Source organism: Streptomyces brevispora (genome assembly GCF_007829885.1).
In the GTDB taxonomy this organism is placed as follows: domain Bacteria; phylum Actinomycetota; class Actinomycetes; order Streptomycetales; family Streptomycetaceae; genus Streptomyces; species Streptomyces brevispora.
Map to the genome: position 1 here is coordinate 1249662 of NZ_VIWW01000001.1, position 20106 is coordinate 1269767.

General features: G+C 71.6%; 16 protein-coding genes. 11 read left to right on the forward strand and 5 right to left on the reverse strand.

Annotated features, from left to right (window positions below; all coding sequences use genetic code 11):
- Nucleotides 1-549 precede the first annotated feature (549 nt).
- From FHX80_RS05840 to FHX80_RS05850, 3 genes are all read left to right on the forward strand, one after another.
- Nucleotides 550-732, forward strand: a complete 183-nt coding sequence (locus FHX80_RS05840) for a hypothetical protein (protein ID WP_145763219.1) — start codon at nucleotides 550-552, stop codon at nucleotides 730-732.
- A 457-nt stretch (nucleotides 733-1189) separates the two neighbouring features.
- On the forward strand, nucleotides 1190-1822 hold the full coding sequence (locus FHX80_RS05845) for a response regulator transcription factor (RefSeq protein ID WP_145767100.1): 633 nt from the start codon (nucleotides 1190-1192) through the stop codon (nucleotides 1820-1822).
- 117 nt (nucleotides 1823-1939) lie between these two features.
- Nucleotides 1940-3475: a glycosyltransferase family 39 protein gene (locus tag FHX80_RS05850; RefSeq protein ID WP_145763220.1), complete on the forward strand. Its 1536-nt coding sequence runs from the start codon at nucleotides 1940-1942 to the stop codon at nucleotides 3473-3475.
- Between the two features lie 28 nt (nucleotides 3476-3503).
- On the opposite strand, the gene FHX80_RS05855 is transcribed toward FHX80_RS05850, so the two are convergent.
- The 3 genes from FHX80_RS05855 to FHX80_RS05865 form a co-directional block, all read right to left on the reverse strand.
- A complete protein-coding gene (locus tag FHX80_RS05855; RefSeq protein WP_145763221.1) occupies nucleotides 3504-4925 on the reverse strand; it encodes an MFS transporter in 1422 nt (473 codons plus the stop codon).
- A 116-nt stretch (nucleotides 4926-5041) separates the two neighbouring features.
- Complete coding sequence (locus tag FHX80_RS05860) at nucleotides 5042-6238, reverse strand: lipid-transfer protein (RefSeq protein WP_145763222.1); 1197 nt, start codon at nucleotides 6236-6238, stop codon at nucleotides 5042-5044.
- 34 nt (nucleotides 6239-6272) lie between these two features.
- Nucleotides 6273-8453: an acyl-CoA dehydrogenase family protein gene (locus tag FHX80_RS05865; protein WP_145763223.1), complete on the reverse strand. Its 2181-nt coding sequence runs from the start codon at nucleotides 8451-8453 to the stop codon at nucleotides 6273-6275.
- Nucleotides 8454-8713: 260 nt separating this feature from the next.
- On the opposite strand from FHX80_RS05865, the gene FHX80_RS05870 reads away from it, so the two are divergent.
- Nucleotides 8714-10528, forward strand: a complete 1815-nt coding sequence (locus tag FHX80_RS05870) for an MFS transporter (RefSeq protein WP_145763224.1) — start codon at nucleotides 8714-8716, stop codon at nucleotides 10526-10528.
- Here the strand turns inward: FHX80_RS05870 and pepE are convergent.
- Both pepE and FHX80_RS05880 read right to left on the reverse strand, forming a co-directional pair.
- Entirely contained in the window at nucleotides 10491-11219 is a 729-nt protein-coding gene (pepE, locus tag FHX80_RS05875; protein ID WP_145763225.1) for a dipeptidase PepE, read from the reverse strand. The genes FHX80_RS05870 and pepE overlap by 38 nt on opposite strands.
- A 50-nt stretch (nucleotides 11220-11269) precedes the next feature.
- Nucleotides 11270-12091, reverse strand: a complete 822-nt coding sequence (locus FHX80_RS05880) for an IclR family transcriptional regulator (RefSeq protein ID WP_145763226.1) — start codon at nucleotides 12089-12091, stop codon at nucleotides 11270-11272.
- 153 nt (nucleotides 12092-12244) lie between these two features.
- Between FHX80_RS05880 and FHX80_RS05885 the strand changes: the two genes are divergently transcribed.
- The 7 genes from FHX80_RS05885 to FHX80_RS05915 all read left to right on the forward strand — a co-directional run bounded on the left by FHX80_RS05885 (nucleotide 12245) and on the right by FHX80_RS05915 (nucleotide 20033).
- On the forward strand, nucleotides 12245-13198 hold the full coding sequence (locus tag FHX80_RS05885; protein WP_145763227.1) for a DUF1177 domain-containing protein: 954 nt from the start codon (nucleotides 12245-12247) through the stop codon (nucleotides 13196-13198).
- Nucleotides 13198-14586 (forward strand): cytosine permease, encoded by a 1389-nt coding sequence (locus FHX80_RS05890; RefSeq protein ID WP_145763228.1) that lies wholly within the window; start codon nucleotides 13198-13200, stop codon nucleotides 14584-14586. The genes FHX80_RS05885 and FHX80_RS05890 overlap by 1 nt, the downstream gene beginning before the upstream one ends.
- Complete coding sequence (locus FHX80_RS05895; RefSeq protein ID WP_145763229.1) at nucleotides 14583-15911, forward strand: M20/M25/M40 family metallo-hydrolase; 1329 nt, start codon at nucleotides 14583-14585, stop codon at nucleotides 15909-15911. Before FHX80_RS05890 ends, FHX80_RS05895 begins: the two co-directional genes overlap by 4 nt.
- 144 nt (nucleotides 15912-16055) lie before the next feature.
- On the forward strand, nucleotides 16056-16751 hold the full coding sequence (locus FHX80_RS05900; RefSeq protein ID WP_375888608.1) for a class I SAM-dependent methyltransferase: 696 nt from the start codon (nucleotides 16056-16058) through the stop codon (nucleotides 16749-16751).
- A 204-nt stretch (nucleotides 16752-16955) separates the two neighbouring features.
- Nucleotides 16956-17900: an N-acetylmuramoyl-L-alanine amidase gene (locus tag FHX80_RS05905; RefSeq protein WP_145763231.1), complete on the forward strand. Its 945-nt coding sequence runs from the start codon at nucleotides 16956-16958 to the stop codon at nucleotides 17898-17900.
- 220 nt (nucleotides 17901-18120) lie between these two features.
- On the forward strand, nucleotides 18121-18912 hold the full coding sequence (locus tag FHX80_RS05910; RefSeq protein WP_145763232.1) for a hypothetical protein: 792 nt from the start codon (nucleotides 18121-18123) through the stop codon (nucleotides 18910-18912).
- Nucleotides 18913-19025: 113 nt separating this feature from the next.
- The gene (locus tag FHX80_RS05915; RefSeq protein ID WP_145767101.1) at nucleotides 19026-20033 is read left to right on the forward strand and encodes an LLM class F420-dependent oxidoreductase; all 1008 of its coding nucleotides are present in this window, start codon (nucleotides 19026-19028) and stop codon (nucleotides 20031-20033) included.
- Nucleotides 20034-20106 lie beyond the last annotated feature (73 nt).

The following is a 20106-nucleotide window of genomic DNA, read 5'->3' on the forward strand; positions in this document are numbered from 1 at the left end:
TCGGCAGGGCCACCCTGCCGAACCGCCGGCTCGCGCTCCGGTGGCTGCGACGGCAGGCGCATCGGCTCGCGGACGGGCTCGGCGCGCCCGAGCCCCAACCGTCCGGCACGCGGGACGTCCGGCCGATCGGCTTTCAGAGCCCCGCCGTCCCGAACGGGCTACGGGCGTGGGCACACGACCCGGACCAGCAGGACCACGCGATGGCGCGGCTGGAGGGCGGAGGACCCGACGTGCTCACCGTGCTCGACCCGGCTGCCGGCCTGCTGTTGACACTCGCCGGGTGGCCCGTCCGGTCACGTCGTGCCGTGGCCGGGTACGGCGCTCCCGAGCCCCCTCCCCGTCCGTGTGCTGCCGCGCGCCGCACGGACCGGGTGCCACGTCCCCTCAAGCGGAGGCCCAACGGTGATCCACTGCAATTCCCGCGCCTGTCCGCCTTGGTCCGAGACCGCGCAAGCTCATCAGCAAGCGGGGAGTCCGGGGCTGCCCCACTGGCTCGTCTGCGAACTGGCCCAGGGGCATACCGACGAGCACGCCGGTCATCTTGAGGACATGGGGCGCGGCACCTTCGACGTGTGGGTGCGCTGGGACGGCGACCACTTCACCTACGTCTGCGCCGAGCCGTGCGAGATGGTGGACCCCGCCCTTGCTCCCCTGCGGCAACAGGCCTGCACGCTGTTCGTCGACCACGCGCCGGGGCACTCCTGGGAGTTCGGAGACCTCTTGCACGACTAGGGTCTTCCGCTTCGATCAGGCCGCACCGGGGCACGTGAGCCCGGCGTGATCCAAACGGCAGGCCCCAACGAACAAGGCCGTGAACTTACGGCTGTGGGGCCGGTGGCGGACGGATCTCGGTCTTCCCGCCCGGGTGGTGGTTCATTTACTGCCGGCCACCGCTCTGTTCGACGAGTGCGGCTACCTGGCCGTCTGGCGCACGTACGTCAGGGCCGGGTCGATCCTGACATGATCGCGTGAATATTCAGGTTCCGTTGCAGCGAATCGGTTCCGTGAAGCGGCGACGAATCGCATCAACAGCAACTCAGACGATCTGTCAGTGACGGACCGTCATAGCTCGCACAGGTGGGCCATCGTGAGCCGGCGGGTTTCGCGATCACAGGGCTCTCGCGTGCCCCGGACCCGCGTCGCATCGCCCCGACAGGCCACGGCCCATACCCTGTCCCCCGTGAACGAGATGCCGCAGGATCACCGGCCGGTCAAGTCCGTACGAGTGCTGCTCGCCGAGGACCAGGGCATGATGCGGGGCGCGCTCGCCCTGCTGCTCGGGCTGGAGCCGGACATCGAGGTGGTGGCCCAGGTGGGCGCGGGCGACGAGATCGTGGCCGCCGCGCTGACGTCCCGGCCCGACGTGGCGCTGCTGGACATCGAGCTTCCGGGGCGCAGCGGACTCGACGCGGCGGCCGATCTGCGTGAAGAGGTGCCGGACTGCCGGGTGCTGATCCTCACCACCTTCGGCCGGCCCGGCTATCTGCGGCGGGCCATGGAGGCCGGGGCGGCGGGCTTCCTGGTCAAGGACGGACCGGTCGAGGAACTCGCCGACGCGATCCGCCGGGTGCTGAGGGGGGAGACCGTCATCGACCCGGCGCTGGCCGCCGCCGCCCTGAGCGCGGGCCCGAGCCCGCTGACCGCCCGGGAGCGCGACGCGCTGATCGCGTCGGTGGACGGGGCGACGGTCGCCGACATCGCGGTGAAGCTGCGTCTGTCGGAGTCGACGGTACGCAACTACCTGTCGTCGGCGATCGGCAAGACGGGCACCCGCAACCGGATGGAAGCGGTCCGGGCGGCCCGCCAGCAGGGCTGGCTCTGAGGCCGGCAGTTCTCTGCCGGAGGCTCTCCGTCGGCAGCTCTCTGTCGGCAGCTCTCCGCCGCCTGTTTGAACCGTCCGCTTCGTTCCGTACCGTCACCCGGGGGCCCGACCATCTTCATGACATCGCGCGCAGCCGTTCTCCGACGCGGCCTGCCCATCTGGACCGTCGCCGCGCTGTGGACCCTCGCCCTGGGCCTCTGGGGGCTGTCGCGGCAGCACAGCGTGTGGCGGGACGAGGCCGCGACCTGGCTGGTGGCCGTGCGGCCGGCCGGCGAGATACGGCACCTGCTGACGCACGTGGACGCGGTGCACGGGCTCTACTACCTGCTGATGCATGGGCTGTTCGGATGGTTCGGGCCGAGTATCACGACCCTGCGGCTGCCCTCCGTACTGGCCACGGCGGTGGCGGCGGCCTGTGTCGCGGTCATCGGCCGGCGGCTGGCCGGGCCCTGGGCGGCCCTGGGGGGAGGGATGGTGTTCGGTCTGCTTCCGGCCGTGCAGTTCCATCTCCAGGAGGGCCGCCCGTACGCACTGGTCGCGGCCGGGGCCGGGATCTCGACCCTGCTGCTGGTGAACCTGCTCCAGGGTCGCGGCCGGGGGACGTACTGGGTGGCGTACGGGGGCACGGTCCTCGTCTGCGCGCTGCTGAACTGGCTGTCGCTGCTGATCCTGCCCGCGCACCTGGTGACCCTGGTCCGGACGAGGGCCGGGCGCGGCACCTGGGTGCGCTGGGCGGCGGCCTCGGCGGCCGCCGCGGCGGGTGCGCTGCCGTTGATCCTGTTCAGCCGGAGCCAGTCGGGGCAGGTGGCGTGGATACCTCCGCTGACCTGGCACATGCTGATAGGCCCGGCGGTCCTGCTCACGATCGGCGGCCTCGGGGCCCTGCTCGACCGGCCGCGGAAAGACCCGCAATGGGAAGGCCCGTCGCAGGAAAGCCCGTCGCAGGAAGGCCCGCATCGGGAAGGCCGGCTGTCCGTGGCGGCCGTCGGGCTGCCGCTGCTGGCGGTGCCGCAGCTCGGCCTGATCGGTCTCTCCCTGGTCAAGCCGCTGTTCCTGGACCGGTACGTGCTGTTCAGCATGCTGGGTCTGGCGCTGCTGATCGGTGCCGGGCTGGAGACGGCGGTACGGGCGGCCTCGCCCCGGATACCGGGGGCGGCGAGGTGGCTCGGCCCCGCACTGATCGCCGTGTCGGTGGTGGCGCTGCTGCCGCAGGCGCTGGCCACGCGCTCGCCGGGGAGCCGGGTGGACGATGTGCTCGCGATGACGGCGGACGTACGGCGGCTCAAGGGGCCCGGCACAGCGGTGCTGTTCGTACCGGCGGAACGGCGCGACACGAAGCTGGTCTCCCCCGACGCCTTCACCGGTCTGCGGGACATCGCTCTGACGCGGAGCCCGCAGGAGTCCGGCACGCTGAAGGGCGTCGAGGCGGACCCGGCTCGCATACGGGGCGCGATGCTGGCTCAGCGGCGCATCCTGCTGGTGACGGACTCACCGGACGTGGCGAGACCGCCGGCGGGACGGCGGGACAGGGTGAAGGCCGCCGTACTGAAGAAGTACTTCACCGTGGTCGCGGACGAGCGGGTTCGGGGCCGGCGGGTGACGTTGTACGAACGGCTCGGAGCGGCGCGGCCGTCACCGGGCAGCGCGCGGTGAACGCGCCGCCGGACCCCGTACCCGGTTCTCAGCGCCGCACGGAGCGGTGGCGCGGCAGCCAGAGGAGCATCAGCAGCACTCCGGCGAGCAGTACCGTGCCCGCCGTCCGGAAGGCCAGTGCGTAGCCGGCCGTGAGTTCCGCCGGGCCTGTGCCGCCTCCCGTGCGGGACGCGGCGACCGTGGAGAGCACGGCCAGGCCGAGTGCGCCGCCCATCGTGCGGGAGGTGTTGACGAGGCCGGAGACCAGGCCGGCTTCGCCGGGGGCCGCGCCCGAGGTGGCGAGTGAGGCGAGCGGGGTGGCCGCGAGGCCGGTTCCGGTCATCATCAGCACGCCGGGCAGGCAGACCGCGGTGAGGTAGGAGCCGTCGGCCGTCATCGTGGACTGCCAGCCGAAACCCGCGGCGGCGACCGCCGTACCGACGAGCGCCAGGTTCTTCGCCCCGGTCCGGGCCATCAGCCGGGGTGCGCACTTGGAGCCGACCACGACGGCGACCGAGGTGGGCATCAGGGCGAGCCCGGCCTCCAGCGCGGTGTAGCCCAGCACGTTCTGTGCGTACACCGTCATGAAGTACCACATGGAGAACGTCGCCGAGCCGATCACGAACATCGCCACGTTCGCCGAGGCCACCGCCCGTGACCCGAGCACCCTCAGCGGCATCAGCGGCTTCGCCGTGCGGGCCTCCACCAGGACGAACAGGGCGAGCACCGCCAGTCCGCCCAGCAGCGGCAGGAGGGTCGCCGCCGCGGTCCAGCCCGACTCCTCGGTCTGTACGATGCCGTACGCGACGGCGGCGAGGCCCGCGGTGACGAGCAGCGCGCCCAGGAAGTCGATACGGCTCCGCTCGCCGGCCCGGCCCTCGGCGAGCCAGATCGCGGCGCCGGTGAGGACGAGCACGCCGACCGGCACGTTGATCAGCAGGACCCAGCGCCAGGAGATCGCGTCGGTGAGCACCCCGCCGATCAGTCCGCCGGTCGCGCCGCCGCCCGCGCCGACCGCCATCCAGGTGCCGATGGCCTTCGTCCTGGCGGGCCCTTCGGGGACGGCCTCGGTGAGCAGGGTGAGGGTCGCGGGGGCGAGCACGGCGGCGCCGAGTCCCTGCGCGGCGCGGGCGGCGATCAGCTGCCAGCCGTCCTGGGCGAGTCCGCCGGCCAGTGAGGCGGCGGTGAACAGGCCGAGGCCGACGAGGAACATCCGCTTGCGGCCGTAGATGTCGGCGGCCCGGCCGCCGAGCAGCATGAATCCGGCGAACGCGATCGAGTAGGCGCTGAGCACCCACTGGAGTCCGGTGGTGCTCAGCCCCAGGTCGGTGCGCATGGACGGGAGGGCCACGTTGACGACGGACACGTCCAGTACGACGAGGAACTGGCCGACGCACGCGGCGAGCACCACCGCCCAGGTGCGGGTACGGGGCCGGGCGGTACGGCGTGCGGGCGTCGAGACGTCAACCATGGCGTCATAATCGCAGCCGCCCGCACCCCGTACATCGGTTTCGGGTCCGTACCGGGCTCGGTCCGGCGGCGTAGGACCGGCACCGCACCGGAACGGCCTGCGGGTGCTCCGGATCCTCAGCGGCGCAGGAGTGTCACCACGGCCGCGCCGCCGAGCCCGATGTTGTGGGCGAGTCCGGTGCGTGCGTCCGGCACCTGGCGGGCACCGGCCTCGCCCCTGAGCTGCCAGGTGAGTTCGGCGGCCTGGGCGATTCCGGTGGCGCCGAGCGGGTGCCCCTTGGAGATCAGGCCGCCGGAGGGGTTGACCACCCAGCGGCCGCCGTAGGTGGTGGCGCCGGACTCGACGAGCGCACCGGACTCGCCCTCGCCGCAGAGCCCGAGCGCCTCGTAGGTGAGGAGTTCGTTGATGGAGAAGCAGTCGTGGAGTTCGATGACGTCGAGGTCGGCGGCGGTGAGGCCGGAGGCCGCGTACACCTGCTGGGCCGCGGCTCGTGACATGGGCAGGCCGACCGCGTCGATGCAGGTGCCGGAGGCGAAGGAGTCCTCGGTGTCGGTCGTCATGGCCTGGGCCGCTATCTCGACGGCCCGCTCGCCGAGCCCGTGCCGGTCGACGAAGCGTTCCGACACGACGACGGCGGCTGCTGCCCCGTCGGAGGTGGGCGAGCACTGGAGCCGGGTCAGGGGGTGGTGGACGGTTTTGGCGGCGAGGACCTCGTCGACGGTGTACGGGTCCTGGAACTGGGCGTACGGATTGCCGGCCGAGTGGCGGTGGTTCTTGGCCGCGACGGCGGCGAGTTGTGCCTCGGTGGTGCCGTACTCGTGCATGTGTTCGCGGGCGGCGTTGCCGAAGATCTGGGCGGTGGGCGGGGTCATCTCGAAGCCGTGGGCGGCGGCCATGATCCCGTAGTGCCGGGCGACCGGGGACGTCCTGAAATCACCAGCGCCGCCGTCGGATCCGCCGCCGCCGAGCGATCCGCGCGCCATCTTCTCGAAGCCGAGCGCGAGGACGCAGTCGCTGCCGCCGCCCTCGACGAACTGCCGGGCCATCATCAGCGCGGTGGAGCCGGTGGCGCAGTTGTTGTTGACGTTGTAGACGGGTACCCCGGTCAGGCCGAGTTCGTAGACGGCGCGCTGTCCTGCGGTGGAGGCCTGGAAGCAGTAGCCGACCGCGGCCTGCTGGACGTCCTCGTACGCGACGGAGGCATCGGCGAGCGCCGCCGTGCCGGCCTCCTTCGCCATGTCCCAGTACTGCCAGTCGCGGGTCTCGGGCTTCTCGAACTTCGTCATCCCGACGCCGACGATGTATGCCTTCATGGTGTGTCCTTTCGGAGGGTCCGCCGGGACCCTCTCAGTCCCTCGGCAGGCCGAGGATGCGCTCGGCGACGACATTGAGCTGAACCTGGGTGGTGCCGCCCGCGATGGTCAGGCAGCGGGACATCAGGAACCCGTGCACGGCCCGTTCGCCCGCTCCCTCGGCCACCGCACCCGCGGGGCCCAGGAGTTCGAGGGTGAGTTCGGCGACCTTCTGCTGGTGGGCGGTCTGGATGAGCTTGCGTACCGAGGCGCCCGCGCCCGGTTCCAGTCCGGAGACCTGTTGCAGCGTGGTGCGCAGCCCGATGCAGGCCAGTGCGTGGGCCTCGGCGGCGAGTGCTCCGATCCTGGCGCGGCAGGCGCCGTCGAGTCCGGCGGAACGTTCGATGAGGGCTTCCAGTCCGGTGTCGAAGGTCATCTGGTCGGCCATGTGGACGCGTTCGTTGCCCAGGGTGTTGCGGGCGACCTGCCAGCCGCCGTCGGCCTCGCCCACGAGTGCGTCGGGGGGCAGGATCACGTCGTCGAAGTACACCTCGTTGAAGAGGGAGTCGCCGGTGATCTCCTTCAGCGGGCGGATGTCGATGCCTTCGGTGTTCTTCATGTCCACGAGGAAGTAGCCGAGCCCCTGGTGCTTGGGGGCGTCCGGGTCGGTCCGGGCGAGCAGAATGCCGTGGTCGGCCCACTGGGCGGCGCTCGTCCACACCTTCTGGCCGTTGATCCGCCAGCCCCCGGGGGTCCGCTCCGCCCGGGTGCGCAGCGCTGCGAGGTCGGAGCCCGCGCCGGGTTCGGAGAACAGCTGGCACCACAGGAGTTCGCCGCGCAGGGTCGGCAGCAGGTAGCGGTCCTGCTGCGCGGCCGTGCCGTGCGCGATGAGGGAGGGCACTACCCAGGTGGCGATCTGGAGGTCGCTCAGTTTCACGCCCTGTTCGCGCAACTCCTGTTGTACGGCCAGTTGTTGTATGGGTCCGGCGTCCAGCCCGTAGGGCGCGGGCAGGTGCGGGGCGGCGTAGCCGGTGGGTGCGAGGGCGCGGCGGGCGGCCTTCGGGTCCAGGCCCCGGGCGGCGGTGACGGCGTCGCGGGCCGCCGCGCGGTGGGCGGCGGCCTCCGGCGGGAGTTCCAGGGTGAGCCCGCGGCGTGCCCCGGCCGCCGCCAGCCGGACGGCGCGCTGCCGGTGGACGTCTCCGGAACCGAGCAACTGCCGTGCCACCAGGGCTCGGCGCAGATAAAGATGGGCGTCGTGCTCCCAGGTGAAGCCGATTCCGCCGAGGATCTGGATGGCGTCCTTGGCGCAGCCGTACGCGGCGTCCAGGGCGGTCGCCGCGGCGAGGGCGGCTGCCATGCCCCGCACCTCCGGGGGTTCGGTGGCCGCGCGGGCGGCGTCCCAGGTCAGTGCGCGGGCCTGTTCGACGCGTACGAGCATGTCCGCGCAGAGGTGTTTGACGCCCTGGAACTGTCCGATGGGGCGGCCGAACTGCTCGCGGATCCTTGCGTGTTCGGTGGCGGTGTCCAGTGATCGGGCCGCGGTGCCGCACGCGTCGGCGGCGAGGAGGACGGCGGCGAGATCGCGGACGAGTCCCGAGTCGGTGGGCAGCAGGCGCCCGGCGGGGACCAGGACCCCCTCGGCCCGGACCTCGGCGGTGGGGCGGGTCGGGTCGGCGCTGCGGTGCGAGCGTACGGCCAGTCCCCGGGTGGCGGTGTCGACGGCGAACCAGCGGGTTCCGGTGACCGAGGCGGCGGGAAGCAGCAGCAGATCGGCCCCGTCGGCGCAGAGCACCGGCGGGAGTTCGCCGTCGAGCAGGTGTCCGTCCTCCTGCTCGACGGCGGTGAGGCTGCCGGGGCCGAGGGCGACGGCGCCGGTGCGCCGGCCCGTGGCGAGGTCCCGCACCAGTGCGGAGGCATCCGGCGCCGACGCGTGGAGCACCGCCGAGGCGAGGGTGCTCGCCAGACAGGGGCCGGGGAGCGCGGCCCGTCCCGCCTCTTCGAGGACGACGGCCAGATCGAGGAGTCCGCCGCCGCCTCCCCCGCATTCCTCGGGAAGATGGATGCCGAGCAGGCCCTGTTCGGCCAGCCCGTCCCAGTACGCGGGGCGTGCGCCGGTGGCCGCGGGTTCGTCCGCGTCGAGGAGTTTGCGTATTTCCCCGGGCGGTACGGCGCGTGCGAGCCACCCCCGTACGGCCTGCGCCAACTCCCTGTGTTCTTCGGTGATTCCGATGCCCATGCGGATCCTCGCCGGTCGCAGCCACTGGAACGGCGCAAGAGTAGAACACGTTCCAATCTGACGGAAGGTCAGATGAGCATCTGTTTCCCGCCGGGTGGTCATTCCCGGCCGCGGATGTGTCCTGTTCGCCCCTCGTTCACCGGAATACCGTGGCCGTACGGAAGGTTTCACGGTGCACGCACTTGGCGGCCGGTGCCGTCCGCCGCACGGCCCGCACGCCTTCCCTTCCCTCCTTCTTCCGCTGCCCGGAGGCCGCACGTATGCCACAGACGACGCACGAACAGCAGTCCCCGGAGCTTTCCGATCCGCGGATGTCGAGGACGGGCAGGGGAATCGTCCCCGTGCTCGCCTTCGCGGGTATCACCGTGGCGGTGATGCAGACCCTGCTCGTCCCCGTCATCAAGGACCTGCCCACCCTTCTCCACACCGATCCGTCCAACGCCACCTGGGTGATGACGGCGACGCTGCTCGCCGGAGCCGTCTCCACGCCGATCATGGGGCGGCTCGGGGACCTCAACGGCAAACGCAGGATGCTGCTGGCCAGCCTCGCCGTCATGGTGACCGGCTCCCTGACATGCGCCTTCACCGACGATCTCGTGATCATGATCGTGGGCCGCGCGCTCCAGGGCTTCGCCATGGGTGCCATCCCGCTGGGCATCGGCATCATGCGCGACGAACTGCCGCGCGAGAAGCTCGGCTCGGCGATGGCCCTGATGAGCTCCTCGATCGGGGTGGGGGGCGGACTCGCGCTGCCCGGCGCCGCCCTGGTCGCCCAGCACACCGACTGGCACACCCTCTTCTTCGGCTCGGCCGGCCTCGGCGTGCTGGCCATGGGGCTGACCGTGCTGGCCGTTCCGGAGACCCCGCTGCGGGCCCCCGGCCGGTTCGACGTCATCGGCGCGCTCGGCCTCGCGGCCGGACTGGTCCTCCTGCTGCTGCCCGTCACCAAGGGCAGCGACTGGGGCTGGACCTCCCCCGCCACCCTCGGGCTGATCGCCGCCGCCCTGGTGGTGCTGTTGCTGTGGGGGGTGTTCGAGCTGCGCAGTGACGCGCCGCTGGTCGATCTGCGGACCACCGCGCGCCGCGAGGTGCTGCTCACCAACCTCGCCTCGATCATGGTCGGGGTCGCCTTCTACGCCGTCTCGCTGGTCCTGCCGCAGCTGCTCCAGCTGCCGCGGTCCACCGGATACGGCCTGGGCCAGTCGATGGTGGTCGCCGGGCTGTGCGTGGCGCCGCTGGGCCTGACGATGATGCTCGTCGCCCCGCTGTACGCCCGGCTGTCCGCCCGGTACGGCCCCAAGGTGTCGCTGATGCTCGGCCTGTTGATCATCGCGATCGGCTACGGGGCCGGGCTCGGCCTGATGAGCGCCGCCTGGCAGACCGTCGTGATCGCGGTGCTGCTCGGCGCCGGCATCGGGCTCGCCTACTCCTCGCTGCCCGCGCTGATCATCGGGGCCGTCGACGCCTCGGCGACGGGCGCGGCCACCGGGCTCAACACCCTGATGCGGTCCATCGGCACCTCGGGGTCGAGCGCGGTGATCGGCATGGTGCTGGCGCACACCTCGGTGCGGACGGGGCCGGTGGCGGTGCCCAGCATGGCGGGGTTCCGGACCTCGTTCATGATCGCGACGGGGGCGGTGTTGATCGGACTGGTGCTCGCCGCGTTCCTGCCGGCGCAGCGGTCGGCCGCCGCGCCGGTCCTGCTGGCGAGCAGCGCGGGCGACGCGGCGGCCCGGATGTCCGGCCTCCCGCTCGCCGGCTCCGGCACCCCGCTCCCGCTCGCCGGCTCCGGCTTCCGCGGCCGGGTCGTCGAAGCGGACGGGACCCCGGTCTCCGGTGCCAACGTCACCCTGATCGACCGGCAGGGCGGGCAGGCCGGGCTCACCACGACGGACGCGGAGGGCCGGTACGCGCTCGCCGCCCCGGCCGGCGGCAGCTTCGTCCTGGCCGGATCGGCCGCCGGATACGCGCCGCGCGCCTACCCGGCGGCGCACCCGGCGACCGGCCGGCCCACCGAGACCGATCTGGTGCTGACGGTCAGCGCACGGGAGCGTCGAACCTCGCTGCGGTCGTGAGGAGATGAGAGACGTCCGTCCCCGCCGGGAGCTCCCGCGGCTGCGCGGCGCGGGTGAACAGCCGGGCGGGGAGGGCGCCCTGGACATGGGCCCGGCGCCCGTCGACCCGCAGCCATGACCCCTCGCGCAGGCCGAGCACGGGGACGTCGTTCTCCTCCAGGAACTCGTTGAGCCGTTCCTCGCGGGTCTCGCCCTTGTGGGTGCTCTCCGGGTCCGGGTCCAGGTAGTGCGGGTTGATCTGGAACGGGACGAGGCCGAGCGTCTCGAAGGACGGCGGCTGCACGATGGGCATGTCGTTGGTGGTCCGCAGGGTGGGCGACGCCATGTTCGTCCCCGCACTCGCTCCCATGTACGGCAGTCCGTCGCGCACCGCCTCGGTCAGGGCGTCGCGCAGACCGGTCCGGTAGAGCGCGCTCAGCAGCCGGAAGGAGTTGCCGCCGCCGATGAACACGGCATCGGACGCGGCGAGTTCGGCGACCGGGTCGGCGTTCTCATGGACGCCGCGGACGCTGATGCCGGCCGGTTCCAGGGCACCGCGGACGCGCGCGGTGTACGTCGCGTGGTCGGCGAGCGCGTACGGCACGAAGGCGAGGCGGGCGCCGGAGGGCAGGAACGCGGTGACCGTGTCGAGGGCGTGTTCCAGGTAACCGCAGCCGTGCTGCGTGGAGTTGGAGAGCAGGAGCAGATTCACGGGGTTCCTCTTGGGTTCTCTTCGGGTCGGGCGGGTGCCGCGGCACCCGGTCAGCCGGTGCGGCGGGACCGGGGCTTCGGGCGCTGCGGCGGGTGGGTGAGGCGCCTCTCCAGCAGTTCGGCTGCCTTCCGCAGCGCGTCGAGCCGGTTCTCCGGCGCCCCCTCGAACCGTTCCTCGGCGCCGCCCAGGCTGAGGCTTCCGTACGGTTCGCGCCCGAGGAAGACCGGTACGGCGACGGTCGCGACGCCGGTGTCGTACTCGCCGACCGTCCAGGCGTACCCCTGGGCGCGTACCTTCAGCAGCTCCCGCTCCAGCAGATCCGGATCGGTCACGGTCCGGTCGGTGAACCGGGCCATCGGGCGCCCCCGGAAGAGCCGGTGGCGCTGCTCGTCCGGCAGGTACGCGTAGAACGACTTGCTGGTCGCCCCGGCGTGCGCCGGGTAGAGCTCGCCGACCAGGGGGTAGTAGCGCAGCGGCCCGGTCTCGCCCTCCTCGGCCGCCACGCACCGCATGTGGAAGCTGTCCGGCAGGCAGAAGAGCACGGTGTCACCGGTGACCCTGCGCAGCTCCTCAAGGACCGGTCCGGCGAGCAGCTCCAGCGATCCGGAGCGCTCCCAGAGCCTGCCCAGGCGCAGCACGGCGGGGCCGATGCGGTAGCGGCGGGTGGCCGGGTCGGAGACCAGGAAGCCGCGGCCCGCGAGGGTGGCGAGCAGTCGCTGGGCCACCGAGGTGTCCCAGCCGAACTCCTCGGCGACCTCGGTGACACCCCAGTCGGGCCTGCTCCGCTCGAACGCGAGCAGCACGAGGAGCGCCCGGTCGACGGTTTGCAGGGCTCCGGTGGGGGTGCGCCGGTCCAGGTCGAAGTCCGTCATCGTGATCTCACCATCTAGACCTGAGTTGCAAATAACGGGAAACAGTTGCGTTCAACGCTATCCGATCCCGAATCTGCTCTCAGCACCCCGTCCGGCGTCCCCTTCCATGCCGGGCGCCGGACGGGTGTGACGGATGCGCGAGAAAGGCCCCCCATGTTGAAGTACGTACTGGACATCGTCGATCTGCTCGACGATCCCCAGGTCAATGGCAAGACGGTCGTCGAGTACCTCGACTCCGCAGCGGGGGCCGCGGGTTCGTCCGCAGAGGTCACCACGGTCGCCGGCGAGCGGGGCTCGACGGACTTCGTGCTGGTCCGCATCCCCGGTTCCCGGGGACGGACGGCCGGGGGCACCGCCCGCACCCTCGGTGTGGTCGGCCGGCTCGGCGGCATCGGCGCCCGGCCCGAGGTGACCGGCCTGGTCTCCGACGCCGACGGCGCGATCTGCGCCGTCGCCACCGCCGCGAAGCTGCTCGACATGCGCCGCCGCGGCGATGTGCTGCCCGGCGATGTGATCGTCGCTACGCACATCTGCCCGAACGCGCCGACCGAGCCGCACGACCCGGTGCCGTTCATGGGATCGCCCGTGGACATCGCCACCATGAACCGCCACGAGGTGACCGACGACATGGAGGCCGTGCTCTCCGTCGACACCACCAAGGGCAACCGGATCATCAACCACAAGGGCCTGGCCCTGTCGCCCACCGTCAAGGAGGGCTGGGTGCTCCGGGTCAGCGAGCAGCTCGGCGAGCTGCTGGCCGTGGTGACCGGTGAGCCGTTGGTCACGTACCCGGTGACCACACAGGACATCACGCCGTACGGTAACGGTGCACACCACATCAATTCGATCCTCCAGCCCTCCACCGCCACGGCCGCCCCCGTGGTCGGTCTGGCGGTCACCTCGGCCGCCGCGGTGCCGGGCTGCCAGACGGGCGCGAGTCACGAGAGCGACATCGCGTCCGCCGCCCGCTACGCCGTGGAGGTCGCCAAGGCCTACGGCGCGGGCCAACTGGACTTCCACGACGCGGTGGAGTTCGACAACCTCGTCAACCGCTACGGGTCGCTGGCTCACCTGCAGACCTTCGGCCGCACACCCCAGGAGTCCTGATGGCAGCCGCCCCGCAGGCCGACGCCGCGGTCCACGAGACCAAGAACATCGGCAGCGACGACTACTCGCTCTCGCGCGTCCCGCGCGACAAGCGGTTCGGTTTCTGGTCCATGCTGCTCCAGTGGCTGGCCCAGTCCGGCTCGATCTCGCAGTTCACGCTCGGCGCCACCATCGGTGTCGGCATGACCTTCGGCAACGCCTTCCTCGCCTTCACGCTCGGCGCGGTGATCCTGGAGATCGTGATCTTCGCGATCGGCCTGGCCGGTATGCGCGAGGGTCTCGCGACCCCGATGCTGACCCGCTGGGTGGGCTTCGGCCGCAACGGCTCCGCGCTGGTCAGCTTCGTCATCGCGGTCAGCCTGGTCGGCTGGTTCGGCGTCCAGAACACGATCTTCGGCAACAGCGTCTCGGCGCTGGTCGGCGGACCGGCCTGGATGTGGTGCGTGATCGCGGGCATCGCCATCACCGCCCTGGTGATCTTCGGCTTCAAGTACATGGCCGTCTTCGCGAAGATCGTCACCCCGCTCTTCTTCGCGATGGTCGCCTGGTCGATCATCTCGACGCTGAAGGACCACTCCCTCAGCGAGCTGATCCACTCGCCACCGCCCGGTGACACGATCCCCCTCGCGGTCGCCGCCACCGCCATCGCGGGCGGCTTCATGACCGGTGCGATCGTGGCGCCGGAGATGACCCGCTACAACAGGAAGGGCTCCCACGTCTTCGTGCAGAGCGCCTCCTCGATGATCCTCTCCGAGTACATCGTCGGTATGACCGGCGTACTCCTGGGCCACCTGGTCAAGAGCAACGAGGTCTCGCACATCGTGCTCTCCACCTCCGGTGCCTTCGGCGTCATCGTGGTCCTGATGTCCACGGCGAAGATCAACGACTGGAACCTGTACGGCTCCTCGCTCGGCGTCGTCAACTTCTTCCAGGTCGTCTTCGGCAAGCGGATCCATCGCGGCGCCGTCACCATCTTCCTCGGCATCGCCGGCACGGTCCTGTCCGCGGTCGGGATCATGACCCACTTCACCGAGTTCCTCACGATCCTCGGCGTCGCGATCCCGCCGATCGGCGGCATCATCGTGGCCGAGTACTGGGTCGTGAAGCGGATGCGCAAGCCACTGGACGACACCCGGGAATCCGAGACGCTGCCCAAGTCCTCGCCGACCTGGGTGCCGATGTCCATCGCCATCTGGATCGCGGCCTTCTGCGTCGGCAAGTTCTACGACGGCGGCATACCGGCCCTGAACTCGCTGGCCACCGCCTTCGTCCTGTACAGCGTCCTCGGCCTGCTGGGCTGGGTGAAGCCGTACGGCACCTCCACCCTGGACGACGAGGACAGCGCGGTCCCCGAAGCCCGCACCACCACCTCTGTGGGAGCAGCATGAGCACCCCCGACCCCACCGCCACCCTGATACCGGCCTCCGAGGAGGCCCAGGCCGAGGTCGTCGACCTCTGCGCCGAACTGATCAGGTTCGACACCTCCAACCCCACCAGCAACGAGCGTGCGAGCGCCGACTGGGTGGTGGGCCGCCTCGCCGAGGTGGGCATCGCATCGGAGCTGATCGAGTCCGCCCCGGGCCGTGCCAGTGTCATCGCCCGGATCGCCGGCCGCGATCCGGAGCGCGGCGCGCTGATGGTCCACGGCCATCTGGACGTGGTCCCCGCGGACGCCTCCGAGTGGCAGGTGCCGCCGTTCTCCGGCGAGATCCGGGACGGCTACCTGTGGGGCCGGGGCGCGATCGACATGAAGGACACGGTGGCCGTCATGCTGGCCACCGCCCGGCACTTCGCCCGCACCGGCACCCGGCCCTCGCGCGATCTGGTGCTGGCCTTCCTCGCCGACGAGGAGGCGGGCGGCACGTTCGGCGCCCACTGGCTGGTCGAGCACCGCCCGGAACTGTTCTCCGGGGTCACCGAGGCGATCGGCGAGGGCGGCGGGTTCTCCTTCGCCATCGACGACACCCGGCGCCTCTACCCGATCGAGAACGCCCAGCGCGGCATGGCCTGGATGGAGCTCACCGCGAGCGGCCGGGCCGGCCACGGCTCGTCGCCCAACGACGAGAACGCGGTCACCGACCTCGCCGAGTCGCTGACCCGGATCGGCCGCGAGACCTTCCCGATCCGGCTGATCGAGCCGGTCCGCGTCCTGCTCGAAGAGGCGGCCCGCCTGTACGGCGTGGAGTTCGACGAGAACGACATCGAGGGCAGCCTCGCCAAGCTGGGCCCGGTCTCCGACTTCATGCAGGTGGTCCTGCGCAACTCGGCGAACCCCACCATGTTCAACGCCGGTTACCAGACCAACGTCATCCCCGGAAAGGCCACCGCCCGCGTCGACGGCCGTTTCCTGCCCGGCCACGAGCAGGAGCTGATCGACACGATCGACAGGCTGCTGCTCCCCTCGGTCAGCCGCGAGTGGGTCAACCACGACATCGCGATGGAGACCACGTTCGACGGCCCGCTCGTCGACGCCATGTGCGACGCGGTGCGCGCCGAGGACCCGGACGGCCACCCCGTGCCGTACTGCAACCCCGGCGGCACGGACGCCAAGGCCTTCACCCACCTGGACATCCGCTGCTTCGGCTTCAAGGGCCTGAAGCTCCCGCACGACCTGGACTACGGCCGGCTCTTCCACGGCGTGGACGAGCGCGTCCCGCTGGAGGGCCTGCGCTTCGGCGTCCGCGTCATGACCCGACTCTGGCAGAGCTGCTGACCCCTCCGTCACAGCCCCACCAGGGGCCCCCGACCCGGGCTCACCCCACCCGGACGCCCCCGCCGACACCGTCGGCGGGGGCGTCCGGCGTCCGGCACGGCCGGGCACCCCCCGCGCGCGTCCCCGGCCGGAAGGTGCGGCACGATGGAGCGCCGTCGAAATGCCCGTCCCGCATCCCGCCCCCAGGAGGAACCCGTGGCCGCCGAGCCCAAGCCGGAGATTCTCGCCGCGTTCCAGGCCGCCAAGGGCTTCATGCCGGTGGTGGAGGGGCTGGCGCTGTACGCGGCCGCCGCCGACGCCGCCGCCCTCGGACTGCCCCTGCTGGAGGTGGGCACGTACTGCGGGCGCTCCACCATCCTGCTCGCCGACGCCGCCCGCGGCGCGGGGGTGACGGCCCTGACCATCGATCACCACCGGGGCAGCGAGGAGCAGCAGCCCGGCTGGGAGTACCACGATCCGACCGTGGTGGACGCCGAGATCGGCCGGATGGACACGCTGCCCACGTTCCGCCGGACGCTGCACGCGGCCGGTCTGGAGGAGCACGTGGTGGCGCTCGTGGGGCGTTCCCCGCAGATCGCGGCCGTCTGGGGCGGGCGGCTCGGGCTGGTCTTCATCGACGGCGGCCACACCGACGAGCACGCGAACGGCGACTACGAGGGCTGGGCGCCGCATGTCGCCGAGGGCGGGCTGCTGGCGATCCACGACGTGTTCCCGGACCCGGCGCACGGCGGCCAGGCCCCGTACCGGATCTACCTGCGGGCGCTGGCCTCCGGGGCGTTCACGGAGATCGCGGTCACCGACTCGCTGCGCGTCCTGCGGCGTACCGGGCCCGGCATCTAACGACCTGGCGCGCGATAGGGAGCGGATCAGCGAGCGGCGTCATGCAGCTTCGAATCCAAGGCGGAGGAGGGAATCGACGCGGAGCGTCGTTGACCGACGACAACGCCGGAGGCGGAGTCGCAGGGCGTCGGGAGCCCGCTCACTGTCGTGCACCAGGCCGTAAGGCCTCCGGACAGCGGCCGGGCTCCCGGATAGCATCGCCGGGTGCGTGACGACGAGAGCGTTCCCCCTGCCCCCCGCCGCCCGGCCCTGTTCGCCGCCGCGACGCTGACCGCGCTGTGTCTGGGCGCCACGGGCTGCGGCGGCGGTGACACCGCGCAGGCCCGGCCCGGCCCGGACGGCAGTGCGGCCGCGTCGCCGTCCCCCGCGACAGCCTCCTCGCCGGGCCCGGCCTCCCCGTCACCGGTGCACAGCGGCCCGGCCCCGTCGAAGCGGCCGGCCTCCCGCTCGGCGTCCGCGCCGGCCACCGTGTCCGGGCCGCTGTCGGGCAAGACGGTCGTCATCGACCCCGGGCACAATCCGCGCAACCGCCTGCACACCGCCGAGATCGCCCGGCAGGTGGACATCGGCACCACGCACAAGGAGTGCGACACCACCGGCACCTCCACCAACTCCGGCTACGCGGAAGCCGAGTTCACCCTCGATGTCGCGCACCGGCTGCGCGAACTGCTGCGGGCGCAGGGCGCGAAGGTGGTTCTGACGTACGACAACGACCGGCTGTTCGGCCCGTGCGTCGACGAACGGGCCAGGATCGGCAACAAGGCGGGGGCCGACGCGGTCGTCTCGGTCCATGCGGACGGGTCTGCGGTCGGCAACCGCGGCTTCCACGTGATCCTGCCCGCGGCGGTGCGCGGCGGGAACGCGGACACCTCGAAGATCGTGGGTCCGTCGCGCGATCTCGGGACGCGTATCGCCGGACTCTTCGTCCGCGCCACCGGAAGTGCGCCTTCCAATTACATCGGCGGCAATACCGGACTGGACACCCGCAAGGATCTGGGCGGACTTAATTTGTCTACCGTGCCCAAAGTCTTCATCGAATGCGGCAATATGCGTGATCCGAAGGACGCCGCCCTGCTCACCAGTGCGGGTTGGCGTCAGAAGGCGGCGCAGGGCATCGCCGATGGCATCAGGAGCTATCTCAACGGGTAGTAAGAGGTGGTTCTGCGATGAACTCGGAAGGATGCTCGCCCAACGTCAGGGCGGCGGACGCAACCCGCGCCGGCAGACGATAGATTCATCCGTACGACGGGGAGCCCGCCCCGAGCTTCGCGCCGCGCCCGCCGTACCGGTGGCAGCGACGACCGCCCCGACGAGACGACCGACTAAGGACCTTCACGTGAATATCCGCTCCCTCACTCGAGGCGATGGCGTGGTGATCGGAGCAGCGGTCGTGCTGTTCATCGCCTCTTTCCTCGACTACTACTCCTACGGGAACTCCAGCATTGACGCGCCGAACTCCTGGGAGTTCCTGGGCGCCGCGATGGGCGTCTACATGGTCGGGGTGGCCGGCGCCGCACTGATCGTGCTCTCCCGCTCGCAGCCCCAGCCGCGCAAGGTCGCCGGTCTGGATCTCGCCCAGTTCGGCGTGGCCGCCACACTCTTCACCGCGTGGTACCTGTTCTGGACGATCATCGACCTCGGCCAGATCGACGCCGGTGCCGGTCTGATCCTCGGCCTGATCGCCGCCCTGGCGCTGGCCGCCGGTGCGGTCGCCTCCCCGCTGGTTCCCGCGCTCAAGGCCCCGCTCGTGGGCGCCCCGAAGCCGCAGGCCGTGCAGCCGCCCTACGGTGGCCAGCCGCAGCCCGGTCAGGGTTACGGCTACCCGGGCGCCGCGCAGCCGTCGTTCGGCGGTCAGCAGCCGGGTCAGCCGCAGCAGTACGGTGCCCAGCCCGGTCAGCCCGATCCGCAGCAGCCTCACGCGGCGGCGCAGCAGAGCCCGGCGGGCGGCGGTGCGCCGGCCGGTGACTTCACCCCGTTCTGGTTCGCGGTTCCGGTGGCCCGTCCGCTGTACGGCGAGGACGGTTCGCCGTCCCCGATCGCCGAACTGGCGCCGGGCACCTGGTACCTCGCGGTCGAGCAGCGCGGTCCGGGGCTCATCGCCCAGACCCAGGACGGCCGCCGGGGCGTGCTCCAGGACACCACGGGCATCCAGCGCGGCTGACACGCGGCGCACGGACCACCGACAGCGGCCCCCCGCCCCTTCCGGGCGGGGGGCCGCTGTCGTACCCTCCGGCTATATCTGATACATCGTCAGAAATGCTGGGAGGCAGCGGAATGCGGCTCGGACTCGCTCTCGGATACTGGGGCCGCGGCCCGAACCCGGCCCATCTGGACCTCGCCCGGGAGGCCGAGGACCTGGGCTATGAGTCGGTGTGGACGGCGGAGGCCTGGGGATCGGACGCCTTCACCCCGCTGACCTGGATCGCCGCCCACACCTCCCGCATCCGGCTGGGCACTGCCATCGCGCAGATGGCGGCACGCACCCCGACCGCGACCGCCATGCACGCCCTGACCCTCGACCACCTCTCCGGCGGCCGGATGATGCTCGGCCTCGGGCTCTCCGGCCCGCAGGTCGTCGAGGGCTGGTACGGGCGGCCGTTCCCCAGCAGCCCGCTGACCGCGACCCGCGAGTACATCGACGTGGTGCGCCAAGTGCTCGGCCGCGAGGCCCCTGTTGAGCTGGACGGCCGGTTCCACTCCCATCCGTACAACGGCCCCGGCGCCACCGGACTCGGCAAACCGCTGAAGCCGATCACCCATCCACTGCGGTCCGGGCTCCCGTTACTGCTCGGCGCGGAGGGGCCGAAGAACATCGCGCAGACCACCAGGATCGCGGACGGCTGGCTGCCGCTGTACTGGTCGCCGCTGCGCACGGATGTGTACAAGGCGTCGCTGGCGGGCCTCCGTGAGGGGTTCATGATCGCGCCGATGGTCCGTGCGCAGGTCTGTGACGATGTCGCGGAGGGCCTGCTGCCGGTGAAGGCGATGCTCGGCTTCTACGTCGGCGGCATGGGCGCCGCCGCCCGTAACTTCCACGCGGATCTGATGGCGCGGATGGGGTTCGGTGAGGAGGCCCGGCGGATTCAGCAGCTCTTCCTGGAGGGCCGCAAGGAGGAGGCCGTCCTCGCCGTCCCGGACGCCTTCGCCGATGAGATCTCGTTGGTCGGTCCCCGCGAACGGATCGCGGAACGGCTGGAGTTGTGGCGCACGGGGCCGGTCACCGACCTACTGGTGACGGCGCCGGACCCGCACACCCTGCGGGTGCTGGCGGAGCTCAACTAGACGGCTCGGGAGCGCGCCGCGGGGCGGCGAAAGCTGCGACGGCGTCCACGGCCACCTCGGAATGGTTGACGTC

Coding starts and splice junctions, on each gene's coding strand:
- FHX80_RS05890 (WP_145763228.1), top strand. CDS start 13,198: ATGGCAGCCGCCCCGCAGGCCGACGCCGCGGTCCACGAGACCAAGAAC.
- FHX80_RS05915 (WP_145767101.1), top strand. CDS start 19,026: ATGCGGCTCGGACTCGCTCTCGGATACTGGGGCCGCGGCCCGAACCCG.
- FHX80_RS05860 (WP_145763222.1), bottom strand. CDS start 6,238: ATGAAGGCATACATCGTCGGCGTCGGGATGACGAAGTTCGAGAAGCCC.
- FHX80_RS05870 (WP_145763224.1), top strand. CDS start 8,714: ATGCCACAGACGACGCACGAACAGCAGTCCCCGGAGCTTTCCGATCCG.
- FHX80_RS05880 (WP_145763226.1), bottom strand. CDS start 12,091: ATGACGGACTTCGACCTGGACCGGCGCACCCCCACCGGAGCCCTGCAA.
- FHX80_RS05845 (WP_145767100.1), top strand. CDS start 1,190: ATGCCGCAGGATCACCGGCCGGTCAAGTCCGTACGAGTGCTGCTCGCC.
- FHX80_RS05840 (WP_145763219.1), top strand. CDS start 550: ATGGGGCGCGGCACCTTCGACGTGTGGGTGCGCTGGGACGGCGACCAC.
- FHX80_RS05895 (WP_145763229.1), top strand. CDS start 14,583: ATGAGCACCCCCGACCCCACCGCCACCCTGATACCGGCCTCCGAGGAG.
- FHX80_RS05865 (WP_145763223.1), bottom strand. CDS start 8,453: ATGGGCATCGGAATCACCGAAGAACACAGGGAGTTGGCGCAGGCCGTA.
- FHX80_RS05885 (WP_145763227.1), top strand. CDS start 12,245: ATGTTGAAGTACGTACTGGACATCGTCGATCTGCTCGACGATCCCCAG.
- FHX80_RS05850 (WP_145763220.1), top strand. CDS start 1,940: ATGACATCGCGCGCAGCCGTTCTCCGACGCGGCCTGCCCATCTGGACC.
- FHX80_RS05855 (WP_145763221.1), bottom strand. CDS start 4,925: ATGGTTGACGTCTCGACGCCCGCACGCCGTACCGCCCGGCCCCGTACC.
- FHX80_RS05900 (WP_375888608.1), top strand. CDS start 16,056: ATGGAGCGCCGTCGAAATGCCCGTCCCGCATCCCGCCCCCAGGAGGAA.